The sequence below is a fragment of the Rhodococcus sp. F64268 genome (assembly GCF_023015605.1).
Taxonomy (GTDB): domain Bacteria; phylum Actinomycetota; class Actinomycetes; order Mycobacteriales; family Mycobacteriaceae; genus Rhodococcus.
The window spans coordinates 343253-365398 of sequence record NZ_JALKAI010000004.1 but is presented as its reverse complement, the minus strand read 5'-3'; the positions used below and the strand labels follow the sequence as shown (position 1 = coordinate 365398).

Sequence of the window (22146 nt, the reverse complement as noted above, 5' to 3'; positions counted from 1 at the left end):
CTCAGGCGAAGTCCATCGACTCGTCGATCCGGCCGAATCGCATCGCGGGGAGATCGAGCAGATAGTTCTGTCGCATCAACCACGGGCTACGTGAACCCTGTTTCGGCAGAATACTTTCCGAACGGGTGACGTAGCCCGACGTCAAACCGAGCAGCGGCCGAGGCGAGGCGTCGTGATGCGATTCGGGGCGCGCAACGCGATACCCGCCCGCCCGCATGTGATTGAGCAGACGGCACACGTACAGCGATGCGAGGTCAGCGCGCAGCGTCCACGACGCGTTCGTGTAACCCAGACACAGCGCGAGATTGGGTACGCCGCTGAGCATCATCCCGCGATAGGTGTAGTGGTCGGCGAGATCCACCTTCTGGTCGTCGATCGTGAAGTCGAGACCGCCGGCCGGGACGAGGCGCAGCCCGGTCGCGGTCACGAGAATGTCGGCATCGAGATGGTCGCCCGACCTCAGCTGCACACCCTTCTCGGTGACCGTGTCGATGTGGTCTGTCACGATGTCCGCAGCACCCGAGTTGAGGGCCTTGAACAGATCGGCATCGGGTACAAGGCACATGCGCTGATCCCACGGCCGGTAACTCGGGGTGAAGTGCGGTTCCACCGCCGAACCGTCGCGCAGATGACGCTGCGCAAGCCGGCGCAGCACCGGTTTCGCCACTCCGGGAAGACGCTGGCACAGTTGGTAGAAACCGAGATTGGTCGCCGTGTTCTTCGCGCGAATGATCCGATGGGATATCTTGTCGGGCAGGTATTTCCGAATGCGTCTCGCGATCGGATCGCGCGACGGCAACGACATCACGTACGACGGCGAGCGCTGCAGCATTGTCACGTGCTCGGCTCTGTCCGCGAGCGACGGCACAAGCGTCATCGCGGTGGCGCCGCTGCCGATCACCACGACTCTCTTGCCCTCGTAGTCGAGATCATCAGGCCAGAACTGGGGATGCACGAGGGTTCCGGCGAAATCACCGAGGCCGCGAATGTCGGGCAGATAGCCGGATTCGTAGCTGTAGTACCCACTGCACAAATACAGGAAAGCGCAGCTCAGTTCGATCTCCGTACCCGCCGACTCCACTCGAACCGTCCAGCGCGCGGCGGCGGTCGACCATGACGCCGAGACGACGCGATGCCCGAATCGGATCTTGTCGTCGATGCCGTACTCGGCGGCGGTGTCGCGCACGTACTGCAGAATGCTCGCGCCGTCGGCGATCGACTTCTCTCCGCGCCACGGACGGAACGGGAATCCGAGCGTGTACATATCGCTGTCGGACCGAATCCCCGGGTACCGAAACAGATCCCAGGTGCCACCGATACTCTCGCGCGCCTCGAGGATCGCGTAGGTGCGGTCGGGACACTGCGTCTGCAGCCGGTATCCGGCACCGATGCCGGACAGCCCTGCGCCGACGACAAGCACATCGAGATGTTCCACGCCGCTCCTACCGCCTCGTCCACGTCAACAGATCATCCATCGGCCACGCATTGATCACGACGTCGGGTTCGACACCACGCTCGGCCGCTCGTTCGCAGCCGAAACCGAGCCAATCGAGCTGCCCAGGAGCGTGCGCATCGGTGTCAATCGAGAACAGGCACCCGATATCCAGGGCAAGATCGATCAGCCTCGACGGTGGATCACGACGCTCGGGGCGCGAATTGATCTCCACCGCCGTGTCGTAGTCACGGCACGCCGTGAACACCGCTTCCGCGTCGAACGTCGACTCCGGGCGCTGCCCGCGACCACCCGTGACGAGCCGGCCGGTGCAGTGCCCGAGGACTTCCACATTCGGATTCTGCACGGCCCGCAGCATCCGCTTGGTCATCGTCGCCCGGTCGTCTCGCAGCTTCGAGTGCACGCTCGCGACGACGATGTCGAGCTCGGCGAGGAGTCCTTCATCCTGGTCCAGCGACCCGTCGTCGAGGATATCCACCTCGATGCCCGTGAGGATCCTGGTGCCCTCGGCGCTCTCGTTCAGTTTCGCGACGACGGCCAGCTGTGTGTGCAGTCGTTCGGCACTGAGCCCATTCGCGACCGTCAGACGGGGGGAGTGGTCGGTCAGGGCCATGTACTCGTGGCCGATCATCGTCGTTGCGGTCCGCTGCATCTCGTCGATAGGGCTACCGCCGTCGGACCAGTCGGAATGCGTATGCAGATCGCCCTTCAACGCGTCGTGGAGTTCTCGCCCGCCGACGCCGATCGGTTCGGCGTCGGCGCGCACACTTCGCAGGTATTCGGGTACGCCGTCGAACGCCTCCCGAATCACGGTGGCCGTCTTCGGACCGATGCCGGCGAGTTCGGTCCAATCGTCGGCGCGGCGATGCTTCTGCCGTGCGACGTCGGACAGTCCCGCAACCACGTCGGCCGCGTTCCGATATGCCTGCACACGGTAGGTCGACGCGTGCTGACGCTCGAGCCAGAACGCGACCTCGCGAAGAGCGGCCACCGGGTCCATCACCCCATTGTGGACGTGTCCGCACAGGTTGCGCTCCGTAATGTGGGTTGCATGTCGAGACGTCGCACAGTGCTGCTTTCCGGATGCGTCGCGACCGTGTCGGCATTGCTGTGGGTATCGTCGCAGGTCGCGTCCTCTGCTCGCGGCAGGATGTACAGTCTCGCCGACGCACCACCTGCCGCCGTGGTCATCGTGCCCGGCGCGCGGGTACGAGACGGCAAACCTGGCGGATTCCTGCGCGGACGTCTCGATGTCGCGGTGTCGCTCGTCCGGGACGGACGCGCCCGGGCAGTTCTTGTCTCCGGTGACGCCGCGGGACGCTCCGGCGACGAGATCACCGCGATGATCGACTACCTCACCTCACGCGGCGTGGATCGCGACCGCATCGTCGCCGACCCGTACGGCCTCGACACCTTCGACACTGCGCAGCGGGCCGTGCGCACGTTCGGGGTAAGACAGGCGAACATCGCTACGCAACGGTTCCATGTGGCGCGCGCTGTCGCATTGTGCCTGCGCGCGGGCATCGACGCGACCGGCGTCGTAGCGGACGGGCAGGTGCGGTACCGGTCGCAGGTGCGTAGTCACCTGCGTGAATGGGTTCTGTCGCGCCCGAAGGCGTTCCTGGAGCTCCGCTTTCCCCGCGACCCGGCGATATCGACGCCTCCCGACGACACACTCGCCGAGATTCTCGCTGCCCACTGAAGTCGCCCGTCCTAGTGTGATCGGATGCGACCTTCAGCTCTCATCACCGGAGCGAGCCGCGGCCTCGGCGCCGCGATCGCCCGCGAACTCGCTCCCACCCACAACCTCCTCCTCGGCGGCCGCAGGCCCGATTCACTCACCGCGATCACCGACGAACTCCCCGGCGCCACTCCGTGGCCCGTCGACCTGCTCGATCACGCCGCACTGACTGCTGCGACGGCCGGGATCGAGCGGCTCGACGTCCTCGTCCACAATGCGGGCGCGGCCGAACTCGGAACCATCGCCGACAGTTCGGTCGAACAGTGGCGACACATGATGGACGCGAACCTTCTCTCCGTGGTTGCACTGACTCGACTGCTGCTCCCGGCATTGCGGTCCGCACGCGGGCATGTCGTACTGATCAATTCGGGAGCCGGTATCCGTGCGAACCCCGGGTGGGGCGCGTATGCCGCGAGCAAGTTCGCGCTGCGTGCCTTCGGTGACGCGCTTCGTCTCGAAGAACCTGCGTTGCGGGTGACGTCGGTGCACCCAGGTCGCATCGACACCGACATGCAACGTGCCATCGTCGCGAGCGAGGGGAACGACTACGAGCCTTCGCGGTTTCTGAAGGCATCGACGGTGGCGCGTGCCGTCCGAAACGCCATCGATACTCCCGCCGATGCGCATCCGGCCGAAATCATACTGCGGCCGTGGTCGCCGCCCGAGTCCTGAGCACGCACTGTCCTGGTCACATACTCAGAACGGTAGGGGAATGACCACCGGAGGTGCGCCCGGAACATTGATCCGGATCTGCGGCGGCGGCGGTGGAGCTGGCGCGGGTGCGGGTGCGGGTGGCGGCGGGATCTGCGGCGCAGGTTCGGGTGCCGGGGGCGGGGGAGGTGGCGGCTCGGGCGCCGGAGGGGGCGGTGGCGGTGGCGCTTGCGGCGGAGGTACTGCCTCTGCCTGAGGTCTCGGCACCGGGACCGGTGCAGGGGCCGGGTTCTGCTCGACGGCATCGGGGGTCTGCGGAGACTCCGGTGTCTCGGAAGGGGCCGGTGGCGGCGCACTCGGAGCGAGCGGGCCCGCACCGATCGGCACCGCAAGCAGGTCACCGGTCGTGATGTCGACGACCTTCAACTCATTCACCGCATCCGCTGCCGCCTGGACGACGAGCAGTCGTTCGGGATCGAACCCCGTCCACTGGGTGCCTTCGATGTCGGTGTCACTTGCGAGTACGGGTGGAGAAAGTGGGTTTCCGCGTGCGCATCGCACGCGCGGCATTCCGTGGTCGTCGACGAGCACGACGGTCCCCGTTTCCAGTACCGCTTGGACGGGGCGTGCCGTGCCGTCCATGTAGTCGTAGCGGGTGACGCGGGTATCCGCGCGGAGCAGCACCGGGGTCAGGGCGCTCGTGTACTCGAGGATGTCGTCGGCGCCGACCTTGGCCTTCCAGGCGGCAGCCTTGGCCGAATCGCTGGTAAGGGTCGCGACCAGTTCGTTCCGGTCGCACAGTTCCCGGTCGAGGCTTCCCCCGTAGAGCGCGACACGGTCACCTGCGACCGCGGGCGTTCCGTCCTGCGACACCGGATCTCCGGACTCTGCGAGCGCGTCGTCCGGCGGTGGCGGGACCGCCACAGGAACCTGGGCCGGAAGCAGAAGTCCGGTCCAGGGGTGGTCGCTCTGCGCGGTCGCGATGTCGAGTCGCACGGGATCCGGAGAACCGGAACCGCCGGACGAACACGCGCCTACCACGAGCGCGGTCAGGGCGAGCACCAGTCCGCATCCGCGTACTGCGGTGTCGGGGGCCACGTTCGTCAGCCTAGGTCGACGAGACCGGCCGCGCCGGGTTATTCGGTTCGTTCACGCGGATACAAGTCCGCAAGGAAACCGAGCAACAGGTCGTCGACCTCGCGCCGGCGCTCCATTTGCACGAAATGTCCGGCACCGTCGAGCAGATGGATCCCGCGAAGGTCTGGCACGGTCTGCCGCATGCGGTCGAGCGCGTGCGGTCCAGACATCGTGATCACGGGATCCGATGCCCCGGCGACGAACAATGTCGGCACTGTGAGGTGCGCACCGTCGTATTGTGCGGATGCCTCCCAGTTCGCGTCGTAGGCGCGGTACCACGAGAGGCCACCGCCGAATCCGCTACGGGAGAACTCGCTCGCGTAATGCTCGAGTTCCGCTGCGCTGAGCCAGTCCCACGGAAGTTCCGGCGCGGCGGGCAGCACGTCGAGGTATCCGCGCCCCTCCGACGGATGGTCCCAGACATCGAGGTACCGATATCCACCCGAAAGCGCGAAGAACAGTCGCTGAAGAAACTCCGCAGCGCGCGGATCCAGTTCGGCTTCGGCGACACCATGCTGCTGGAAGTAGTGCAGGTGCAGAAAGTGCTTGCGCGCCATCGCCGCGTACAACTCCGTTGGGCGCGAAGGCAGGCGATCCGGCGAGTACGGCACCGAGAGCAGAACCAGCCCGGCTACCCGCCCCGGGTGCCGCAGTGCTGTCGTCCACGCGGCGGGCGCACCGAAGTCGTGTCCGACGAACACGGCTCGTTCGATGCCGAGTGCATCGAGGAGCCTCGTCAACCGATCCGCGACCGCGACGTTGGTGTAGTCCTCGACGGACTCCGGACGGTCGGTGCCTCCATAACCCGGCATGTCGGGAGCAACCGCGCGGTAGCCCGCCGCGGAAAGTGTCTCCACCTGATGCCGGTAGCTGTAGCCGAGGCCGGGGAATCCGTGGCACAGCACGACCGTGGGTCCTCTGCCCTCGTCGTGAATGTTCCACGTGAAACCATCGATTTCGACCGAGCGGACAGGCATCAGGTCGCGGGCACCGTCTGCATGTCGTCCTGACTCCAATACGCCCGCATGCCGGTGATCTTCGCGTCGTCGTCGAAGGTCATGACGTCGACGACCTCCATCACCATGTCCTGCTCACCCAGGTGCGTGACCAGGCGGAAGAGGAAAGCGGCATTGTTCTCGGCGATCTTGAGGGTGAGCACTTCACCGGTTTGGTCCAGCGGTTCGATCACGCTGTAGAACTCGCGGATCTCCGTTTCCGTGGTGCGGGCGGGAGTGCCGACGGGATCTTCGACGGTCGCACCCGGCGCGTAGAGCGCGAGGACATCGTCGACGGTGCCCTTCGCCACTGCGCGGACGTAGTCCTCGACGGTGTCGCGGATTGCTTCACGAGTCGGTGCCATGATGCCCCTTCGATGTTAGAACGTGTTCTATTTTGCAGAGTAGTGCACGATCGCATACTCGGCCAGGGTCCGAACATGCAATCCTGTGCGCAACATTCATTCCCACCGACAGGAATGCCATCGATGAGCGCAGACACCGCCTTCACCCTCACCGGTCACACGACCACGCTCGCCGCACGACGCTGGGAACCGGAGTCCCGCCGCTACATCGCGCTGCTGTGCCACGGGTACGGAGAACACTCGGGCCGATACCACTACGTCGCGACGCGCTTGATTGCCGACGGCGCCGCCGTGTACGCGGTCGACCACATCGGGCACGGCCTCAGCGACGGCGAACGGGTACTCGTCGAGAACTTCGAGGACGTCGTCCATGACTTCCGACTTCTCGATCTCACCGCACGACGCGAACATCCAGATCTCCCCGTCGTTCTCATCGGCCATTCGATGGGCGGGATGATCGCCGCGCGCTACACCCAACTCCACGGCGACGAACTCGCCGCGGTCGTCCTCTCCGGCCCGGTGCTCGGCACGTGGGCAGTCGTCGACACACTTCTCGCCGCAGACGAGATCCCCGACGCTCCTGTCGATCCGTCGACCCTGTCGCGCGACCCGGAGGTGGGTCGCGCCTATGTCGACGATCCGCTCGTGTGGCACGGTCCGTTCAAGCGACGCACTCTCGAAGCGCTGAAGGACTGTCTCGGCACCATCACTGCGGCAGGTGCCGTCGACACCGTGCCGGTGCTCTGGCTGCACGGCAGCGACGACGCACTGGTCCCGGTGGACGGCACCGCCACCGGCTGGGCGACATTCGCCGGCCGCGGTTCGTCATCGAAGCAGTACCCCGGGGCACGACACGAAATCTTCAACGAGACGAACCGCGACGAGGTGCTCGACGACGTCCTGGATTTCGTGCACGACCAGCTTCGATAGTGCGCTATCCGCCCGAACCGTATGACCGGGTGATGATTTCGAGATAGTGACCTGACGGATCGAGAAAGTAGGTTCCGCGTCCACCGTCGTTGTGGTTGATCCCGTGCGCGGATTGCTGGGGATCGGCCCAGTGTTCGAGCTTCTGTTCGAGGATGCGCCCGTAGATCCGGTCGAAATCCTCCTCCGACACCAGGAACGCGTAGTGCTGGGGCGAGAACTCGACGTGAGGCGGCGGCTCGGCGAAGTCGAGGGTGACGCCGTTGGCGAGCTGGACGGCCAGGAATCGCCCGGCCGGGACCGGATCGGGGAGACCGAACAGAGTCGTCAGGAAATACGCCGAGTGCTGTTTGTCCTTGGCAGCGATAATTGTGTGATCGAGAGAGATGGTCAAGAGGAATCCCTTGGGGTTCGACGCCTCCATGCCTGACGCAGTCCGTCATCGACACGCGACGCTGTTTCCAGAATTACCATCTCCGGGCGGAGTTGTCGATACTGCTCGTCGCGCCCGTTCCGCACTGTCAAGCTCCGGCGATCTTACCGATCTGCCTTTCCGCCAGGTCGACGACCAGCTGATCGCCGACGGGCCCGGTCGCGTTGATCTGGAAGTAGACACCGTCGACGGTTCCCGCGACGACGGTGGTGGACTCTGCTGCCCCGCCCTGGTCCGCCTCCGCGCGAGCCGCCGTGAGACTGTCGGCACCTTCCACGTCGAGTTCCAGTGGGGAGACCCGGTAGGTGACGGACGCTTCGGCGTCACCGGATGAACTCGTCCGAGTGAAACTTGCGCACTCGTCGAGGTTCTCGACCACCCGACTACCGGTGTCACCGGTGGTGACCATGACGGTGACAGAACTGTCGGTTCCCTGGCTGCCGTCGGACGCGTATTCCGAGACAGCCGTGCCTGCACGATCCCGGTTCAGTCTCAGCACGGTGTCCACCGCGGTGGGCACGAGTGCGCCGCACGATTCGGGATCGGTGACCGTGCTGCCGCTGATCTCCTCGAACATCGCGATCACCTCGTCGTTGCTCACCTCACCCATATCCGAGTCGAGCGTGTCGGCCACATCAGTGTGGATGTATCCCGCCGGGGCATCGACGTCGGAGAGAACCACCTCCGACGGAACGACTGCAGTCGCTGGAGTGGACACCGCGTCGGTCCCGGTACTGCTGGAATCGGTGCCGCAGGAGGTCAGGACACACATGGCGAGACATACGAAACCGGCGACCAGGGGCTTGTTCACAGCGCGAAAGTTACTTTCTCCTAAGGGGAACCGAGTTACCCGGCTGTACAACTCCATCAGCCAAGCTACCAAACACAGAAAACATCCCTCGCTACTCCGATCGGAAACCAGAACATACATTCGTACGTTACTCGATAATCGAACATTCGTTCTGAAGCATCCGAGTCTCCTGCGCCAGACTCTCTGGCAGGGTCCCGGAGATTACGATCAAGGCACGGTCAGGAGGCGCGGACGGCGAGGTGTCGGCGGACGACGATCCCGGTTGAAGTGAAGGCGCGGGTCGTGCTGGCGGCGTTGGCCGAGGAGATGTCCGGCGCGTCGGCACGGGGTGTCGGATTCGACAGCACCATCCGCCCTCACCAGGCGATCGCGAACCGGGTACCGCGCGACGCATATCGGGACGGAGGGGATGAGTGAATCGGGTTGGAGTGTACGGCTATTCGTGCGGAGGCTCGCCGGTGACGACGTGGTCGGCGTGGTTCATGCCTTCCCTCACGAGGCGGGTGAGGTGGCCGTCGCGGATACTGTAGATGATGCGGCGGCCCTCTCGTCGCGTGTCGACGTGTCCGGTGAAGCGGAGTTTGGCCAGGTGCTGGCTGACCGCCGTGCGGGAGGCGCCGCAGGCTTCGGTCAGCGCCGTCACGTCCGCTTCGCCGTGGGTGAGGATCCACAGTATGTGCAGGCGGGTCGGGTCGGCGAGCATGCGGAAGGTGTTGGTGGCGGCATCGAGGCGCGGCTGATCGGGTGCGACGGGATGGAGGAGGCTGGCAGGTGCGGATGCCGGTGCGGTGCCGGTGGACGTGCGATCCGCGGCCATCGTCGGTCACCTCCCGGTTGCCACCATCTCGGTATCAGCGGACCTGATGCTTTTCGGCCAGGCCCGGACAGCGGTTGTGGTAGCGAGTGTAGCGAGTGCGGCCAGAATCGCTGCCGCGGCGACCTGACCGACCGCGGCACCCACCCAGCCCGCAATCGGATAGGTGAGCAGGAAACACGCGTGTGACAGCGAGAACTGGGCCGCGAACACGTAAGCCCGGTTCTCGGCGGTCGATTCGGCTCGCAGCAACCGCGAAGACGGGGTGTTGATCATCGACGTCCCGGCGCCGAGCGCGACCCAGAGCGCCGCGAACGCCGCCCACCCGACCGCGGCGGAAGGGCCGGCCGCGAGGACGGCGGTGACCACGGCGAGACCGATCGGGAGGACGGTGGCGCCGGTCAGCATCACCGCGCGGTCGTTGTTGTGGGTGAGCAGGCGGGGGATGAGGAGTGCGACGAGCATCGACCCGCCCCCATAGCATCCGAGTGCGAGCGCGACGCCGGGGTCGGCGCCGCCGAGGAGATCTCGAACGTAGACGACGGTGTTGACGAGCACGAGTGCGGTTGCTGCCGCGACCGCGAGGTTCATCGCCAGCAGACCGCGCAGGACCGGCCGGCCCAGCATCACTCGCGCGCCGCTGGTGATGCGCCGCACAAGTGGGACGGACCGGTCGGCAGGCATCAGCTTCGGCAGCTGCGTCGAGGCGACCAGCGCGGCAGAGGCGACGAATCCGGCGACGGTCCCGACGAACAGCAGGTTGTATGAGATCACCATCAGCAGCGCCGCCGCCAGCACCGGACTCAGCAGCGCCTCGAGGTCGTACGCGAGACGCGAGAGGGACAGGCCACGGGTGTAGTCGTCCTCGTCCTCGAGGACCGAGGGGATCATCGACTGGAAGGTCGGGGTGAACGTCGCCGATGCTGCCTGCAACAGGAAGATCAGCACGTAGATCTGCCACTCCTGCCCGACGAACGGCAGGAGCAGGGCGATCACTGCGCGCACCGCGTCCGCGGACACGAGGAGAACCTTCCGTGGCACCCGGTCGGTGACCGCGGTGATCACCGGCGCCACCGCCACGTAGGCGACCATCTTGATCGCCAGCGCCGTCCCGAGCACCGCACCAGCCCGGGCGCCGGCGAGGTCGTAGGCCAGTAGGCCGAGCGCAACCGTCAGTAGGCCGGTGCCCACCAATGCCACCACCTGCGCAATGAACAAGCGCCTGAAGGTGGGGTTGTGCAGGATGTCGAGCATTGGCTGAGCCTTCTGAATCGCGTGGGGTTCATCGCCACCATATCAATATGAGTGCGCACTCGCGCACATGATGACGGATCAGCGACAGGAGCGACAATGACGTCATGGCGGTTCTCGCTCGGTTCCCGACCGACTCAGTGTGGGCTTGGGCAGGCGTGCGAGACCACCCCGCCACGCCACGGTGCCCTACCAGGACAAACCGCCAGACCCTGTCAGGTTCTCGACGCAAGGCACAAGCATGGTGGGGACCTCTGGAAACTCGGCCGCAGTTCATTCCGCCCGCGAGTGCGGGCTTGTTCTGCACACCGATACCCGGGAACCACCCCGATCCGGTCGCATATTTCCACCCCAGAACACAAGCCAGCCACCGTCACCAGGGCACCGATGTGCCCCGGCGACGGTGGCTGCGCTGTCCCTGCGCCCTACTTGACGATGTTGACCATCTTCCCGGGCACCACGATCACCTTGCGCGGCGCAGCGCCGGCGAGCAACTCCACGATCTTCGCGTCGGCCAGTGCCGCCGTCTCGATCGCATCCGCCTTTGCGTCAGCGGGAACAGTGATCCGGCTACGAACCTTGCCGTTGACCTGGATCGGGTACTCGACGGTGTCCTCGACCAGCCACTTCTCATCAGCGGCCGGGAAGGGCCCGTGCGCAAGCGGTTCGGAGTGCCCGAGCCGCGACCACAGCTCCTCGGCAAGGTGCGGCGCGACCGGAGCCGTCATCAGTACCAGTGGCTCGACCGCAGTACGCGGAGCACCCGAAGGAAATTGCTTGGTCAGGTGGTTCGTGTACTCGATCAGCTTCGCGATCGCGGTGTTGTCGCGCAGATGGGCATAATCATCGGTCACGCCTGCGACGGCCTTGTTCAGCGCGCGCAGCGTGTCCTCGCCCGGCTCGTCCTCGGTGACCCGGACAGCGCCACTCTCCTCGTCGACGACGAGGCGCCACGCACGCTGCAGGAACCGTGACGCACCCACGACATCCTTCGTCGCCCACGGACGCGACTGGTCGAGGGGGCCCATCGACATCTCGTACACGCGCAGGGTGTCGGCACCGTAATCGTTGCAGATCTCGTCGGGCGCAACGGAATTCTTGAGCGACTTGCCCATCTTTCCGTATTCGCGGGCGACTTCCTGCTCACCTTCGGGACCAGTCCAGAAGAACTTGCCGTCACGCTCGACCACCTCGTCGGCGGGAACGTACACGCCACGCGCATCCGTGTAGGCGTAGGCCTGGATGTAGCCCTGGTTGAACAGGCGGCGGTACGGCTCGGACGACGTGACGTAGCCGAGGTCGAAGAGCACCTTGTGCCAGAAGCGCGCGTAGAGCAGGTGCAGCACCGCATGCTCGACACCGCCCACGTACAGATCGACGCCACCCGGATCGTTCGGACCGTGCAGTTCGGGACGCGGACCCGTCCAGTACGCCTCGTTCTCCTTGGCACAGAATTCTTCCGAATTCGTCGGGTCGATGTACCGCAGCTGGTACCACGAACTGCCCGCCCACTGCGGCATCACGTTGGTGTCGCGGGTATAGCGCTGCAGCCCGTCGCCCAGATCGAGTTCGACGTTCACCCAGTCGGTGGCCTTCGCGAGCGGAGGCGACGGCTCGGAGTCGGCGTCGTCCGGATCGAACGATACCGGAGCGTAGTCCTCGACCTCCGGAAGTTCCACGGGCAGCATCGAATCGGGCAATGCATGAGCTTCACCCTGATCGTCGTACACGATCGGGAAAGGCTCGCCCCAATAGCGCTGCCGGGCGAAGAGCCAGTCGCGCAGCTTGTACTGCACAGTGCCGGTTCCGGTGCCGTCTTCCTCGAGCTTCGCGATGATGGTTTTCTTCGCGTCGGCGATGCTCAATCCGTCGAGCAACCCGGAGTTCACGAGTGCGCCCTCGCCGGTGTAGGCCTCGGCTCCGATGTCGCCTCCCGAGATGACCTCCCGGATGGGCAGCCCGAATGCGGTCGCGAATTCCCAGTCGCGCTGGTCGTGACCCGGAACGGCCATGATCGCACCGGTGCCGTAACCGGTGAGTACGTAGTCGGCGATGAAGATCGGGAGTTTCTCGCCATTGACGGGGTTCACGGCGTACGCGCCGAGGAACACACCGGTCTTCTCCTTCGACTCCTGCCGCTCCAGATCGGATTTCGCGGCGATCGCAGCACGGTAGGCCGCAACGGCGTCGGCCGGGGAGGCAGCGCCACCCGTCCACTTCACGTCGACGCCGGCCGGCCACGCCGATCCGACGATCGCGTCGACGAGTTCGTGCTCGGGAGCGAGGGTGACGTAGCTGGCGCCGAAGAGCGTGTCGGGGCGGGTCGTGAAGACTTCGACCTCGGCGTCCGCACCGTCGACCGCGAACGCCACCTGGGCACCGTGCGAGCGACCGATCCAGTTGCGCTGCATGGACTTGACCTTCTCGGGCCAGTCCAAGTACTCGAGGTCGTCGATGAGGCGGTCGGAGTATGCGGTGATTCGCATCATCCACTGGCGCAAGTTCTTCCGGAAGACGGGGAAGTTACCGCGCTCCGAACGACCGTCGGCCGTGACCTCTTCGTTGGCCAGGACGGTACCCAGTCCGGGGCACCAGTTGACGAGCGAATTCGACTGGTAGACGAGACGGTACGAGTCGAGGACCGCGCCACGCTCACCCGACGACAACGATGCCCAGTCACGTCCGTCGTCGAGGGTGCGCGTGCCATCGGCGAATTCGTCCTCGAGCTCGCTGATCCGACGCGCCTTTCCGGCTGCGGCGTCGTACCACGCGTTGTAGATCGTCAAGAAGATCCACTGGGTCCAGTGGTAGAAGTCGACGTCGGTGGTCGCGACCGAGCGTCGGTCGTCGTGACCGAGACCCAGACGGCCGAGCTGCCGCTTCATGTTGACGATGTTGGCGTCGGTCGTGGTGCGGGGGTGGGTGCCCGTCTGCACCGCGTACTGCTCGGCGGGCAGGCCGAAAGCGTCGTAGCCGAGCGTGTGCAGCACGTTGCGTCCCTGCATCCGGTGGAACCGGGCGTAGACGTCGGTCGCGATGTAGCCGAGGGGGTGCCCGACGTGCAGGCCCGAGCCCGATGGGTACGGGAACATGTCCTGCACGAACAACTTGTCGGCGGGCACGTCACCGGCGAGATCGCCCACCGGATTCGGTGCGTGGAAGGTGCCTCGCTCGCGCCACAGCTCCTGCCAGCGCTGCTCGATCTGCCCCGCGAGTTCGGCGGTGTACCGGTGCTGGGGGGTGGCGTCGGACGGTGGAGAGGACTGAGGGGGACGGGTCACGGTGATCGCTATCTACTCGGCCGGCGTTTGTGGGCTGCAACCAGGGTAGAACGTGCCCCGACCCGAGGAGTGGGGCGGCTACACGCGGCGGTATCCTGGTCCGGTGCTGATCGTCGCCATCCTGCTTTTTCTTATCGCCCTCGCCATCGGCGCGGTCGGTGTCGCGGCGCTGACCGGCAAGCTTCCGCGCAACCGCTGGGCGGGTGTGCGCACGCCGGAGTCCCTCCGCGATGAAGAAACCTTCGCCATGGCCAACAAGGTCGCTGCACCCAGCATGCTCGGTGCAGGTGCGTTGTGCGTCTTCGGTGGTGTCGCGGCGCTCACCCTGCCCACGATCGGCGGTGTGATCGCGGTCGTCGTCACGGTTGTCGCAGCGCTGCTCACGGCGGGTGCCGGTGGTTCGATCGCGGCCCGGGTCGCGGAGGCGACGAAGCCCGCGGACGAAGGTTGCGGAACGTCGTGTGGTGCGTGCAGCCTGCGCGGAATGTGCGAGCCGACCACCTGATCTTCACTCCTGCGGCTGTCCATACCATGTGGCCATGACCAGTCGCCGCATCATCGACCCCGCCGGCGCCGTGTTCGGGCTGGCGATCCCACTGCTGTGTGCTCTCGCCGTTCTGATTCTCACCGCCGCATGGGAGCCGAGGCTGCCCGCTGAGGTCGCATCCCATTGGTCGGGCTCGACTCCCGACTCGTTCACCGCTCCGATGACCGGCGCGTGGACGATGGCGCTGCTGATCGCACTGGTCGGGGGCGGATGCTGCGCGATCGCGGTACTCGCCCAGGCACAGCTGATGATGCGGCGGTACATGCTGGTGATCGGGCTTGCGGTGACCTTCCTGATGGCGACGCTGTACGTCGCGACTCTGGCCGCACAGCTGGATGTGTCCGACCCGTCGGACACGCCGTTCCCCGCGTGGTCACTCGGACTGGGCATATGTATCGGTGTCGTGGTCGGATGGCTCGGCGCGAGCCTGCTCCGCGATTACCGGGAGCGGCCGATCGCGACGACAAAGCCCGACCCGTCGCTGCCGCGCGGCCCCGTCGAGTTGCCCATCGTCGATCAGGTCGGTACCGGCAGGCTCACCACCGTCGTGCTCGCACTTCTCGTACTGGTCCCCGTGATCATCGTGTGCCTGGTGATAGGGAGCTGGTGGCCCATGGCCATCGCGATCCCGGCGGGCTTCCTGGTCCTGAGCCTGCTCCGGTTCACGGTGCGCGTCGACGAGCGCGGTGTCTCGGTGCGCAACCTCGGCTCCTCCGCGCTCGACTACGACCTCGACGAGATCATCGGCGCGAAGGTCATCGAGACACGCCCGTTCCAGGACTGGGGCGGATGGGGGATGCGGATCAAGCGACCCCACCGGTACGGGCTTGTCACGAACACCGGCCCCGCGCTGGTGATCACCACCGAATCGGGTCACGAACTCACGATTACGACCGACCGTGCCGAGGAGATGGCGGGCGCGATCAACACCCTCGCCGACCGGCGGAACACCGTGTGATCTGTCAGTTCCGCTCGATCTCGATGGGGTGGGTTGCCAGGAGCGCCATCGGGAGCGGCTGGCGGCGCAGCACACTGGCCCACATGTCGGTGCCGGCCGGGGCCAGGATGTCGCGGGGGTGGGCGGAAACGACCATCCAGTCGTCGTTGTTGAGCTCACCGTCGAGCTGACCGGCACTCCACCCTGCATATCCTGCGAAGATCCGTACTCCCTCGATGTGTGGGGCGAGGGTTTGGGGGTCGGTGTCGAGGTCGACCAGCACGACCCGGCCCGCGAGCCTGCGGACACCCTTGATGCCGTCGACCGAAGCGCCCTGCCGCGCGACGCCGAGGCACAGCGCGGAGTTTCGGTGGACCGGCCCGCCGACGTACAGGGCACCCGGCGAGGCCGACAGGGGAGCCCAGTGGGGGAGCATCGCGCCCACGGCGGTGTCGCTGATTCGATTGAGTACGACACCGAAACTGCCCGAGGCGTTGTGCTCGACGACGTAGATCACGGTGCGCCGGAACGTGGCTTCGGAGAGCGCGGTGCCTGCGACGAGCAGATTCCCTGCACGGACCTTGGGGGTCGACGGTGCGGTGCGGTCCTCGGGGTCGTCCTGGTGCTGCGCCACGTCGTCATTGTCTCACCGCGGCTGTGCGTTTGTGGTTACGAATCCTGCAGTGTCGGCCAGAACCCCGAGATGGTGTTCGAACAGCGCCGACACGTCGGTGAAGGTGTCGCGGCCGTATTGACCGAAGACCTCGAAGCCGACCGCGCCGAACAGTCCGGTCCACACCAGGATCCCGCGGGCGAGAACCGTGTCGGGTAGCTCTGCGTCGAACTCACTCCTGATCCGCGAGAGATCCGACGAGAGCGAGTCGGGGACCGGAACGGTCTCGATCGCCCGCAACCCGCCCACGGCATACGCGTCCGCCAGAATCCCGACGAGACGGACCACGACCCGGATTCCGGGCTGTGTCGTGCGTTCGGCAGGCGCCTGGTAGCCGGGGACCGGGCTTCCGAACAGCAGCGCGTATCGCGCCGGTTCGCGCAGGCCCCATTCGCGCACGGCACGGCCGAGCGCGCGGAACCGGTCGTGCGGGTCGTCCACCCCGGTTACTGCGGCGTCGACCGTGTCGCCGAGTTCGTCGTACGCATCGACCACCAGAAGAGTGAGCAGTTCGTCGCGACTCGCAACATAGCGGTACACCGCGGACGAGACCACGCCGAGATCACGTGCGACGGCTCGCAATGAGAGTGCGGCGGCGCCTTCTGTCGCCAGGTGGTCTCGACCGATACGGAGGATGTCGGCCATCGTGCGGGCGCGCGCCCGTGCGCGGGGGGTGGTCATGTTCCCAGCCTGACCACAACAGCGAGCACTGTCAACAAATGTGAGCACTGCTCTTGACATGGGACCACTCGCGGTGCAGTCTGAGTTCAGAAACAGAGAGCAGTGCTCACATTTGTTGGACAAGGTCTCGAGAAAAGGACGGACACCATGTCGAAACTCCACGTAGTCGCCGGCGCCGGGCCTGTAGGCGCCACTGTCGCGGAACGACTCGCAGCGCAGGGCCACCGAGTCCGCGTCCTCACCCGCTCGGGAAGCGGACCGGAGGGCCCCGGAATCGAACGCCTGCGCATCGACGTCAACGACCCCCGCGCTCTCGACCAGGCACTGATCGGCCCCGACGGCGACAGCGCCGTTGCCTTCTACATGTGCATCCACGGCTCGGCCTACTCCGCGGAAGTCTGGGAAAAGGAACTCCCCAGCGCCGAGCAGGTCGTGCTCGACGCTGCCGGCCGCATCGGCGCGGTCGTCGTGTTCCCCGAGAGCCTCTACTCCTACAGCTCACCGCATGAGGTCATGACCGAGAACTCGCCCCGCAAGGCGACCCGCGGCAAACTCGGTGTGCGCACTCGACTGCTCGCAGCCCGTGACGCACATTCCACACCGACCGTAAGCGTTGTGGCATCGGACTTCTTCGGCCCCCACGTCCTCGAAGCCCATGCAGGTGAACGCATGGTCCCCACCGTCCTCGCCGGAAAGACCTCCCGGGTCCTCGGATCAGCGGACACACCGCACTCGTTCACCTATGTGCCCGATCTCGCAGCCGCGATGATCGCCGCCGCGGGCAACGAGGAAGTGTGGAACCGCGTCCTGCACGCGCCCACGGCGCCCGCGGTGACGCAACGCGAGATGGCCACTGCTTTCGCGGCCGCCGCGGGAATGCCCGCTCCGAAGGTAGGGACCGTCCCCGCATGGGTACTCCACGCAGGCGGGCTCATGAGCCGCGATCTTCGCGAACTCGCGGAAACCGTCTACATGTTCACCGATCCGTTCGTGATGGACTCGAGCCGCACCGAGGCAGATCTCGGGTTGGCGCCCACACCGCTCACCGAAGCAGCGGCAGCAACCGTGCGCTGGTGGCAGGACCGCGACCGGTAGACCGCACCGACGGCGGATAGTCTCGAAACTTGTGCAGGACTCGAAGCGGCAGGCGTGGCAGTCGACGGTTTCCGCTCTCCGCGGATCACCGGGACTCCCGCGCCTGACGCTCGTGCGCTTCGCGAGCCAGTTCGGCGACGGCATGTTCCAGGCCGCACTCGGCGGAGCGATCCTGTTCAATCCCGAACGGCACGCAGACCCCGTGGCGATCGCTGCGGGGTTCGCGGTTCTGCTGCTTCCGTACTCCGTGATCGGCCCCTTCGCAGGCGCGCTTCTCGATCGCTGGGACCGCCGTTCGGTTCTGTTGTGGGCCAATGCGCTGCGCGGAGTATTCATTCTCGCTGTCGCCACAGTGCTCATCACCGGCGGAGCGCAGACACCATTGATGGTGCTCGCCCTCGCCGCCGTGGGGGTGAGCCGGTTCGTTCTCGCGGGGGTGTCGGCTTCCCTGCCGCACGTGGTGAACCAATCCTGGCTCGTCCCTGTCAATTCCGTTCTCGCCACGGCAGGCTCGGCCGTATCGGCTGCCGGCGCCGGCGCCGCTGTCACCACGATTGCGCTGGTCGGTGCAGGCGACCTCGGTTCCGGTATCGCTGTCGCGCTGGGGGCGTCCGGTTCGGTGATCGGCGCGGTCGCCGCGGGCGGCTTCGCACGTCACGCGCTGGGACCCGACGGCGCGCGGCCTCGGGCGGTGGTGCACACCATCGTCGCCGGGCTGCGGACCGGAGCAACAGCGGTCTGGGAAGCCCCCGGTGTCGCCGCCGCCATGATCGGAATCGGCACGCACCGCATCGTCTTCGGTATCGACACACTGATCATGGTGCTCGTGCTTCGCAACACCGAACACGAAACGTCGCTGCCCGGCGGATTCGCAGGATTCGGTGTCGCGGTGGCCGCCACCGCAGTCGGCATGCTCATCGCCGCGATCGTCGCACCGTTCCTCATCCCACGACTCGGCCGGCCGCGCACAGTCACCCTCGGGTTGATCGTCGCAGCGGTGGTTCAGCTCTTGTTCGTCACAGCGGTCGCCCAGGGACCTCTGCTCATCGCGGCGTTCCTCCTCGGACTCGCAGGACAGACGATCAAGCTCACCGGTGACGCCGCCATGCAGATGGACATCGACGACGCCCGTCGCGGACAGGTATTCGCGTTGCAGGACACCGTGTTCAACATCGCGTTCCTCGCAGCACTCGCAATCGCTGCATTCGTCATCGCGCCGGACGGCCGATCACCCGCACTTGCGGTCGCCGGTGCGGCGATCTACGTGCTCGGTGTGATCGGGGTGCTTGCGATCAGGCGCTATCGGATCGACAGCGGAAGTTGATCACACGACGCGGTGGATCCGGATCTCAGTGGCCTTGACCACGAACCACACGGTTACTCCGGGTTCGAGTGTCAGGTCGACGGCCGCGGCCGTCGTGATTTCGGCCGACAATCCGCTCGACGCACGCACCAGCACCGTCGCACCCCTCGCCTCGATTTCACCGACCGTGACACGCAGCGTATTCCGCGGGCTTCCATGCGGTGGTTCGGTGTAGACGGCCACCGCGGACGGTGGAAACACTGCTGCCGCCGCAGCGCCGGAGGGGCAGTCGTCGTCGACGAGGCCGTGCACGAGGCCCACTTCCGTGGCAAGACCGTCGGCTTCGAGGGCCCCGCCCAGCAGGTTCGTTCCAGCGATGCGCGCGGCAAATGCACTGCGCGGGCGCGTCAGGACCCGTTGCACAGTGTCGTCTTCGACGATCCGCCCACCGTCGACGACTACCACCCGATCCGCCAGTGCCAGGACATCGAGGGGATCATGGGTCACGATCAGCGCTGTACGACGGTCTTCACGCAGCACCCTGCGCAACAGTGAGCGCACGGCAGGGGCCGTTGCGACATCGAGTGCAGCCATCGGCTCGTCGAGTAGGAGCAGTTCCGGATCTGCCGCCAATGCCCTCGCGACCGCGATACGCTGAGCCTGCCCACCTGAAAGCTGATGCGGTGTGCGATCAGCGAATTCGACGGCGTCGACATCCTTCAACCAGCGCATGGCGACCTCGCGTGCAGCACTGCGCCCCCGGCCCGCACTGCGGGGTGCGAACGCCACATTGTCGAGTGCGGTCAAGTGCGGAAACAGCAGTGCCTGCTGGGCGAGCAGAGCGACCGAACGTTTATGAGGTGGCACCGCTGCACGCGCCTCTGTATCGGTGAGAACGCGATCGCCCAATTCCACTCGGCCCCGGTCCGGTCGGATCAATCCGGCGATCACCCCGAGAAGCGTGGATTTGCCGGCTCCGTTCGGCCCGAGCACCGCGACAGTGCTGCCCGCGTCCACGTCGAGCTCGACCTCGAAATCGCGCTCGTCGACACTCGCGTGCACGCGCAGCCGGCTCATTCCGGTCCTCCCTTCGAGTGTCGCGAGTGCACGGCGACGACGATCACGAGTGCAACGACGATGAGCAGCAGCGACAGGGCCACCGCTGCGTCCGGATCTGTCTCACGTCGCAGATAGATCTCGAGTGGCAGCGTCCGGGTAGTGCCCTGGAGACTGCCCGCGAAGGTGAGGGTCGCGCCGAATTCTCCGAGTGCACGGGCGAATGCGAGCACCGCACCCGATGCGAGCCCCGGTAGCACGAGCGGAAGTGTGACGCGACGGAAGACGGTGGTGGGCCTCGCACCGAGTGTGGCAGCGACGTTTTCGTACCTGTTGCCCGCTGTGCGCAGAGCACCTTCGAGGCTCATCACGAGGAACGGTAGTGCCACGAACGTCTGCGCCACTACCACTGCGGTGGTGGAGAAGGCGATGCTGATCCCGAACACTTCGAGTTGCTCACCGATCAGCCCCCGTCGCCCGTAGGTGTAGAGAAGCGCGATACCCCCGACGACGGGGGGCAGGACCAGCGGCAGCAATACCAGCGCGCGGAGCACCCGCAGACCGGGAATACTGCTGCGCGCCAATACAAGCGCCATGGGTATTCCCAGGATCATGCACAGCACAGTGCTCGACGTTGCGGTCACGAGACTGAGTTCGAGCGCCTCGAGTGACGCCTCCGATGTGATCAGCTCTGGGTAGTTCGCCCAGTCGACCGTGAGGAGCATCGCGGCCAGCGGCACCGCGATGAAGAGCAATCCCACCGCGGCAGGCGCGTACATCCACGAAGGTATCCCCGTGGACGCGCGCGGGGGGCTCACGGTGCGCCGAATCCTGCGTTTCCGAGAACGGCACGCCCTTGTTCACCGGTGACGAAGTCGACGAATTCCGCTGCCAATTCGGCATTGTCGGCTGCCGCGAGCTCGGCAATCGGATAGGTGTTGACGGCTCCGGACGACTCCGGGAACGCAACCGCGATCACCGATTCGCCTGCGCCGGTCGCATCGGTGACGTACACGAGACCCGCGTCCGCCTGACCGGAAGTGACCTTACCGAGGACATCGGTCACCGAGGATTCCTCCGAAACCGGAGTGAGAGTCACTCCCGAGGCCTCCTCGACCCGCTCGGTCGCGGCCCCGCACGGCACCTGCGGTGCACACACGACGACCGAGAGCCCTTCCCGGGAGAGATCGGCGAACGAGGCAATGTTCTCCGGGTTTCCCGGCTCGGTGACGATGGTCAGGACGTTGGTCGCGAACTCTACGGGCTCACCCGCAACCAGTCCGGCGTCGACGGCATCACCCATGGTCTTCGTGTCGGCCGATGCAAACACGTCGGCAGGTGCGCCCTCTTCGAGCTGCGTGACGAGAGACGACGATCCGGCGAAGGAGAACTCCACGGTCACCCCGGGGTTTGCGTCTTCGAAGAGATCGCCGAGCTCGGTGAATGTCGACTGCAGTGATGCTGCTGCAAACACCGTCAGGGTCTCGGACTCCTCTTTGCCGGCATCACTGTTCGCACAGGACGTCAGGACGAGAGCGGCGGCGATTCCCGCCGACGCTGCGACGACAGCGCGGATCTTCATCAGTTCTCCCCGGGGGTTTCGACGATGACGTTGGTGGATTTGACGACGGCGACCGAGATGCTGCCCGGTACGAGACCGAGTTCTTCCACGGCCTCGGTACTCATGAGCGAGACGATCCGGTGCGGGCCGCATTGCATCTCCACCTGCGACATCACCGTGTCGGACACGACGCGCGTGACGAGTCCGACCAGCCGGTTGCGCGCGGAGCTTCCGACACCCAGCAGGTCGGGTACCTCGGTGGCCTGTGCCCGGGCAAAGGCTGCGAGTTCACCACCTTCGACGACCTTGCGTCCCGAGTCGTCCTTGGTCGCCGAGAGCAGACCTTGATCGACCCAGCGACGCACGGTGTCGTCGCTGACTCCAAGGAGAGCCGCGGCGTCTCTTATCCGCACATTCGTCATGAACTGGACGAT

Annotated in this window: 23 protein-coding genes; 7 read left to right on the top strand and 16 right to left on the bottom strand. The window is 65.9% G+C overall.

All coding sequences use genetic code 11. From position 1 onward, the window contains the following. Position 1: 1 nt before the first annotated feature. Together MWU77_RS12040 and MWU77_RS12035 are read right to left on the bottom strand one after the other, a co-directional pair. Complete coding sequence (locus tag MWU77_RS12040) at positions 2-1435, bottom strand: NAD(P)/FAD-dependent oxidoreductase (RefSeq protein ID WP_247273792.1); 1434 nt, start codon at positions 1433-1435, stop codon at positions 2-4. 7 nt (positions 1436-1442) lie between these two features. Beyond that, positions 1443-2453 carry a PHP domain-containing protein gene (locus MWU77_RS12035; RefSeq protein WP_247273791.1) on the bottom strand — a complete coding sequence of 337 codons (1011 nt, stop codon included), beginning with the start codon at positions 2451-2453 and terminating at the stop codon, positions 1443-1445. Positions 2454-2504: 51 nt separating this feature from the next. On the opposite strand from MWU77_RS12035, the gene MWU77_RS12030 reads away from it, so the two are divergent. After that, positions 2505-3155, top strand: a complete 651-nt coding sequence (locus MWU77_RS12030) for a vancomycin high temperature exclusion protein (protein WP_247273790.1) — start codon at positions 2505-2507, stop codon at positions 3153-3155. A 24-nt stretch (positions 3156-3179) separates the two neighbouring features. Further along, entirely contained in the window at positions 3180-3866 is a 687-nt protein-coding gene (locus MWU77_RS12025) for an SDR family oxidoreductase (protein WP_247273789.1), read from the top strand. A gap of 24 nt (positions 3867-3890) precedes the next feature. Here the strand turns inward: MWU77_RS12025 and MWU77_RS24715 are convergent, their stop codons facing one another. Genes MWU77_RS24715 through MWU77_RS12010 form a run of 3 tightly spaced genes read right to left on the bottom strand, consistent with a single transcriptional unit; the run spans position 3891 to position 6342 of the window. Then, the gene (locus MWU77_RS24715; protein ID WP_308198793.1) at positions 3891-4943 is read right to left on the bottom strand and encodes a DUF6777 domain-containing protein; all 1053 of its coding nucleotides are present in this window, start codon (positions 4941-4943) and stop codon (positions 3891-3893) included. Positions 4944-4981: 38 nt separating this feature from the next. Beyond that, positions 4982-5959 (bottom strand): alpha/beta fold hydrolase, encoded by a 978-nt coding sequence (locus tag MWU77_RS12015; protein WP_247273788.1) that lies wholly within the window; start codon positions 5957-5959, stop codon positions 4982-4984. After that, on the bottom strand, positions 5959-6342 hold the full coding sequence (locus MWU77_RS12010) for a nuclear transport factor 2 family protein (protein WP_247273787.1): 384 nt from the start codon (positions 6340-6342) through the stop codon (positions 5959-5961). The genes MWU77_RS12015 and MWU77_RS12010 overlap by 1 nt, the downstream gene beginning before the upstream one ends. A gap of 123 nt (positions 6343-6465) precedes the next feature. Between MWU77_RS12010 and MWU77_RS12005 the strand changes: the two genes are divergently transcribed. Next, the gene (locus MWU77_RS12005) at positions 6466-7272 is read left to right on the top strand and encodes an alpha/beta hydrolase (protein ID WP_247273786.1); all 807 of its coding nucleotides are present in this window, start codon (positions 6466-6468) and stop codon (positions 7270-7272) included. A gap of 4 nt (positions 7273-7276) precedes the next feature. On the opposite strand, the gene MWU77_RS12000 is transcribed toward MWU77_RS12005, so the two are convergent. The 5 genes from MWU77_RS12000 to leuS all read right to left on the bottom strand — a co-directional run bounded on the left by MWU77_RS12000 (position 7277) and on the right by leuS (position 13859). After that, positions 7277-7693, bottom strand: coding sequence for a VOC family protein (locus tag MWU77_RS12000; protein ID WP_247273785.1), 417 nt, complete (start codon positions 7691-7693; stop codon positions 7277-7279). Between the two features lie 97 nt (positions 7694-7790). Further along, positions 7791-8513 carry a hypothetical protein gene (locus tag MWU77_RS11995; RefSeq protein WP_247273784.1) on the bottom strand — a complete coding sequence of 241 codons (723 nt, stop codon included), beginning with the start codon at positions 8511-8513 and terminating at the stop codon, positions 7791-7793. 436 nt (positions 8514-8949) lie between these two features. Beyond that, positions 8950-9330 carry a metalloregulator ArsR/SmtB family transcription factor gene (locus MWU77_RS11990; RefSeq protein WP_169689049.1) on the bottom strand — a complete coding sequence of 127 codons (381 nt, stop codon included), beginning with the start codon at positions 9328-9330 and terminating at the stop codon, positions 8950-8952. A 6-nt stretch (positions 9331-9336) separates the two neighbouring features. Then, positions 9337-10581: an MFS transporter gene (locus MWU77_RS11985; protein ID WP_247273783.1), complete on the bottom strand. Its 1245-nt coding sequence runs from the start codon at positions 10579-10581 to the stop codon at positions 9337-9339. Positions 10582-11003: 422 nt separating this feature from the next. Then, positions 11004-13859 (bottom strand): leucine--tRNA ligase, encoded by a 2856-nt coding sequence (leuS, locus tag MWU77_RS11980; RefSeq protein ID WP_247273782.1) that lies wholly within the window; start codon positions 13857-13859, stop codon positions 11004-11006. Positions 13860-13962: 103 nt separating this feature from the next. On the opposite strand from leuS, the gene MWU77_RS11975 reads away from it, so the two are divergent. Further along, a complete protein-coding gene (locus tag MWU77_RS11975) occupies positions 13963-14364 on the top strand; it encodes an SdpI family protein (protein WP_247273781.1) in 402 nt (133 codons plus the stop codon). Between the two features lie 34 nt (positions 14365-14398). Beyond that, on the top strand, positions 14399-15364 hold the full coding sequence (locus MWU77_RS11970) for a DUF1648 domain-containing protein (RefSeq protein WP_169689053.1): 966 nt from the start codon (positions 14399-14401) through the stop codon (positions 15362-15364). A 4-nt stretch (positions 15365-15368) separates the two neighbouring features. Here the strand turns inward: MWU77_RS11970 and MWU77_RS11965 are convergent, their stop codons facing one another. Together MWU77_RS11965 and MWU77_RS11960 are read right to left on the bottom strand one after the other, a co-directional pair. Then, a complete protein-coding gene (locus tag MWU77_RS11965; protein ID WP_247273780.1) occupies positions 15369-15977 on the bottom strand; it encodes a YqgE/AlgH family protein in 609 nt (202 codons plus the stop codon). 12 nt (positions 15978-15989) lie between these two features. Beyond that, positions 15990-16697 carry a TetR/AcrR family transcriptional regulator gene (locus tag MWU77_RS11960; protein WP_169689055.1) on the bottom strand — a complete coding sequence of 236 codons (708 nt, stop codon included), beginning with the start codon at positions 16695-16697 and terminating at the stop codon, positions 15990-15992. Positions 16698-16844: 147 nt separating this feature from the next. Between MWU77_RS11960 and MWU77_RS11955 the strand changes: the two genes are divergently transcribed. Both MWU77_RS11955 and MWU77_RS11950 read left to right on the top strand, forming a co-directional pair. Beyond that, positions 16845-17792, top strand: coding sequence for an NAD-dependent epimerase/dehydratase family protein (locus MWU77_RS11955; RefSeq protein WP_247273779.1), 948 nt, complete (start codon positions 16845-16847; stop codon positions 17790-17792). Positions 17793-17823: 31 nt separating this feature from the next. After that, complete coding sequence (locus MWU77_RS11950) at positions 17824-19116, top strand: MFS transporter (RefSeq protein ID WP_247273778.1); 1293 nt, start codon at positions 17824-17826, stop codon at positions 19114-19116. Here the strand turns inward: MWU77_RS11950 and MWU77_RS11945 are convergent, their stop codons facing one another. From MWU77_RS11945 to MWU77_RS11930, 4 genes are read right to left on the bottom strand one after another with little or no spacing between them, the layout of a single operon-like run. Continuing rightward, on the bottom strand, positions 19117-20172 hold the full coding sequence (locus tag MWU77_RS11945) for a sulfate/molybdate ABC transporter ATP-binding protein (protein ID WP_247273777.1): 1056 nt from the start codon (positions 20170-20172) through the stop codon (positions 19117-19119). Next, a complete protein-coding gene (locus tag MWU77_RS11940; protein ID WP_169689335.1) occupies positions 20169-20930 on the bottom strand; it encodes an ABC transporter permease in 762 nt (253 codons plus the stop codon). Before MWU77_RS11940 ends, MWU77_RS11945 begins: the two co-directional genes overlap by 4 nt. 35 nt (positions 20931-20965) lie before the next feature. After that, on the bottom strand, positions 20966-21733 hold the full coding sequence (modA, locus tag MWU77_RS11935) for a molybdate ABC transporter substrate-binding protein (RefSeq protein ID WP_247273776.1): 768 nt from the start codon (positions 21731-21733) through the stop codon (positions 20966-20968). Next, positions 21733-22134, bottom strand: a complete 402-nt coding sequence (locus MWU77_RS11930; protein ID WP_247273775.1) for a molybdopterin-binding protein — start codon at positions 22132-22134, stop codon at positions 21733-21735. The genes modA and MWU77_RS11930 overlap by 1 nt, the downstream gene beginning before the upstream one ends. Between the last annotated feature and the right edge of the window lie 12 nt (positions 22135-22146).

What these genes read in the sequence shown, in the direction of transcription:
- MWU77_RS12035 (WP_247273791.1), bottom strand. Translation starts at nt 2,453, where the DNA reads ATGGACCCGGTGGCCGCTCTTCGCGAGGTCGCGTTCTGGCTCGAGCGT.
- MWU77_RS12030 (WP_247273790.1), top strand. Translation starts at nt 2,505, where the DNA reads ATGTCGAGACGTCGCACAGTGCTGCTTTCCGGATGCGTCGCGACCGTG.
- MWU77_RS12025 (WP_247273789.1), top strand. Translation starts at nt 3,180, where the DNA reads ATGCGACCTTCAGCTCTCATCACCGGAGCGAGCCGCGGCCTCGGCGCC.
- MWU77_RS12015 (WP_247273788.1), bottom strand. Translation starts at nt 5,959, where the DNA reads ATGCCTGTCCGCTCGGTCGAAATCGATGGTTTCACGTGGAACATTCAC.
- MWU77_RS12010 (WP_247273787.1), bottom strand. Translation starts at nt 6,342, where the DNA reads ATGGCACCGACTCGTGAAGCAATCCGCGACACCGTCGAGGACTACGTC.
- MWU77_RS12005 (WP_247273786.1), top strand. Translation starts at nt 6,466, where the DNA reads ATGAGCGCAGACACCGCCTTCACCCTCACCGGTCACACGACCACGCTC.
- MWU77_RS12000 (WP_247273785.1), bottom strand. Translation starts at nt 7,693, where the DNA reads ATGGAGGCGTCGAACCCCAAGGGATTCCTCTTGACCATCTCTCTCGAT.
- MWU77_RS11990 (WP_169689049.1), bottom strand. Translation starts at nt 9,330, where the DNA reads ATGGCCGCGGATCGCACGTCCACCGGCACCGCACCGGCATCCGCACCT.
- MWU77_RS11985 (WP_247273783.1), bottom strand. Translation starts at nt 10,581, where the DNA reads ATGCTCGACATCCTGCACAACCCCACCTTCAGGCGCTTGTTCATTGCG.
- MWU77_RS11970 (WP_169689053.1), top strand. Translation starts at nt 14,399, where the DNA reads ATGACCAGTCGCCGCATCATCGACCCCGCCGGCGCCGTGTTCGGGCTG.
- MWU77_RS11960 (WP_169689055.1), bottom strand. Translation starts at nt 16,697, where the DNA reads ATGACCACCCCCCGCGCACGGGCGCGCGCCCGCACGATGGCCGACATC.
- MWU77_RS11955 (WP_247273779.1), top strand. Translation starts at nt 16,845, where the DNA reads ATGTCGAAACTCCACGTAGTCGCCGGCGCCGGGCCTGTAGGCGCCACT.
- MWU77_RS11945 (WP_247273777.1), bottom strand. Translation starts at nt 20,172, where the DNA reads ATGAGCCGGCTGCGCGTGCACGCGAGTGTCGACGAGCGCGATTTCGAG.
- MWU77_RS11940 (WP_169689335.1), bottom strand. Translation starts at nt 20,930, where the DNA reads ATGTACGCGCCTGCCGCGGTGGGATTGCTCTTCATCGCGGTGCCGCTG.
- modA (WP_247273776.1), bottom strand. Translation starts at nt 21,733, where the DNA reads ATGAAGATCCGCGCTGTCGTCGCAGCGTCGGCGGGAATCGCCGCCGCT.
- MWU77_RS11930 (WP_247273775.1), bottom strand. Translation starts at nt 22,134, where the DNA reads ATGACGAATGTGCGGATAAGAGACGCCGCGGCTCTCCTTGGAGTCAGC.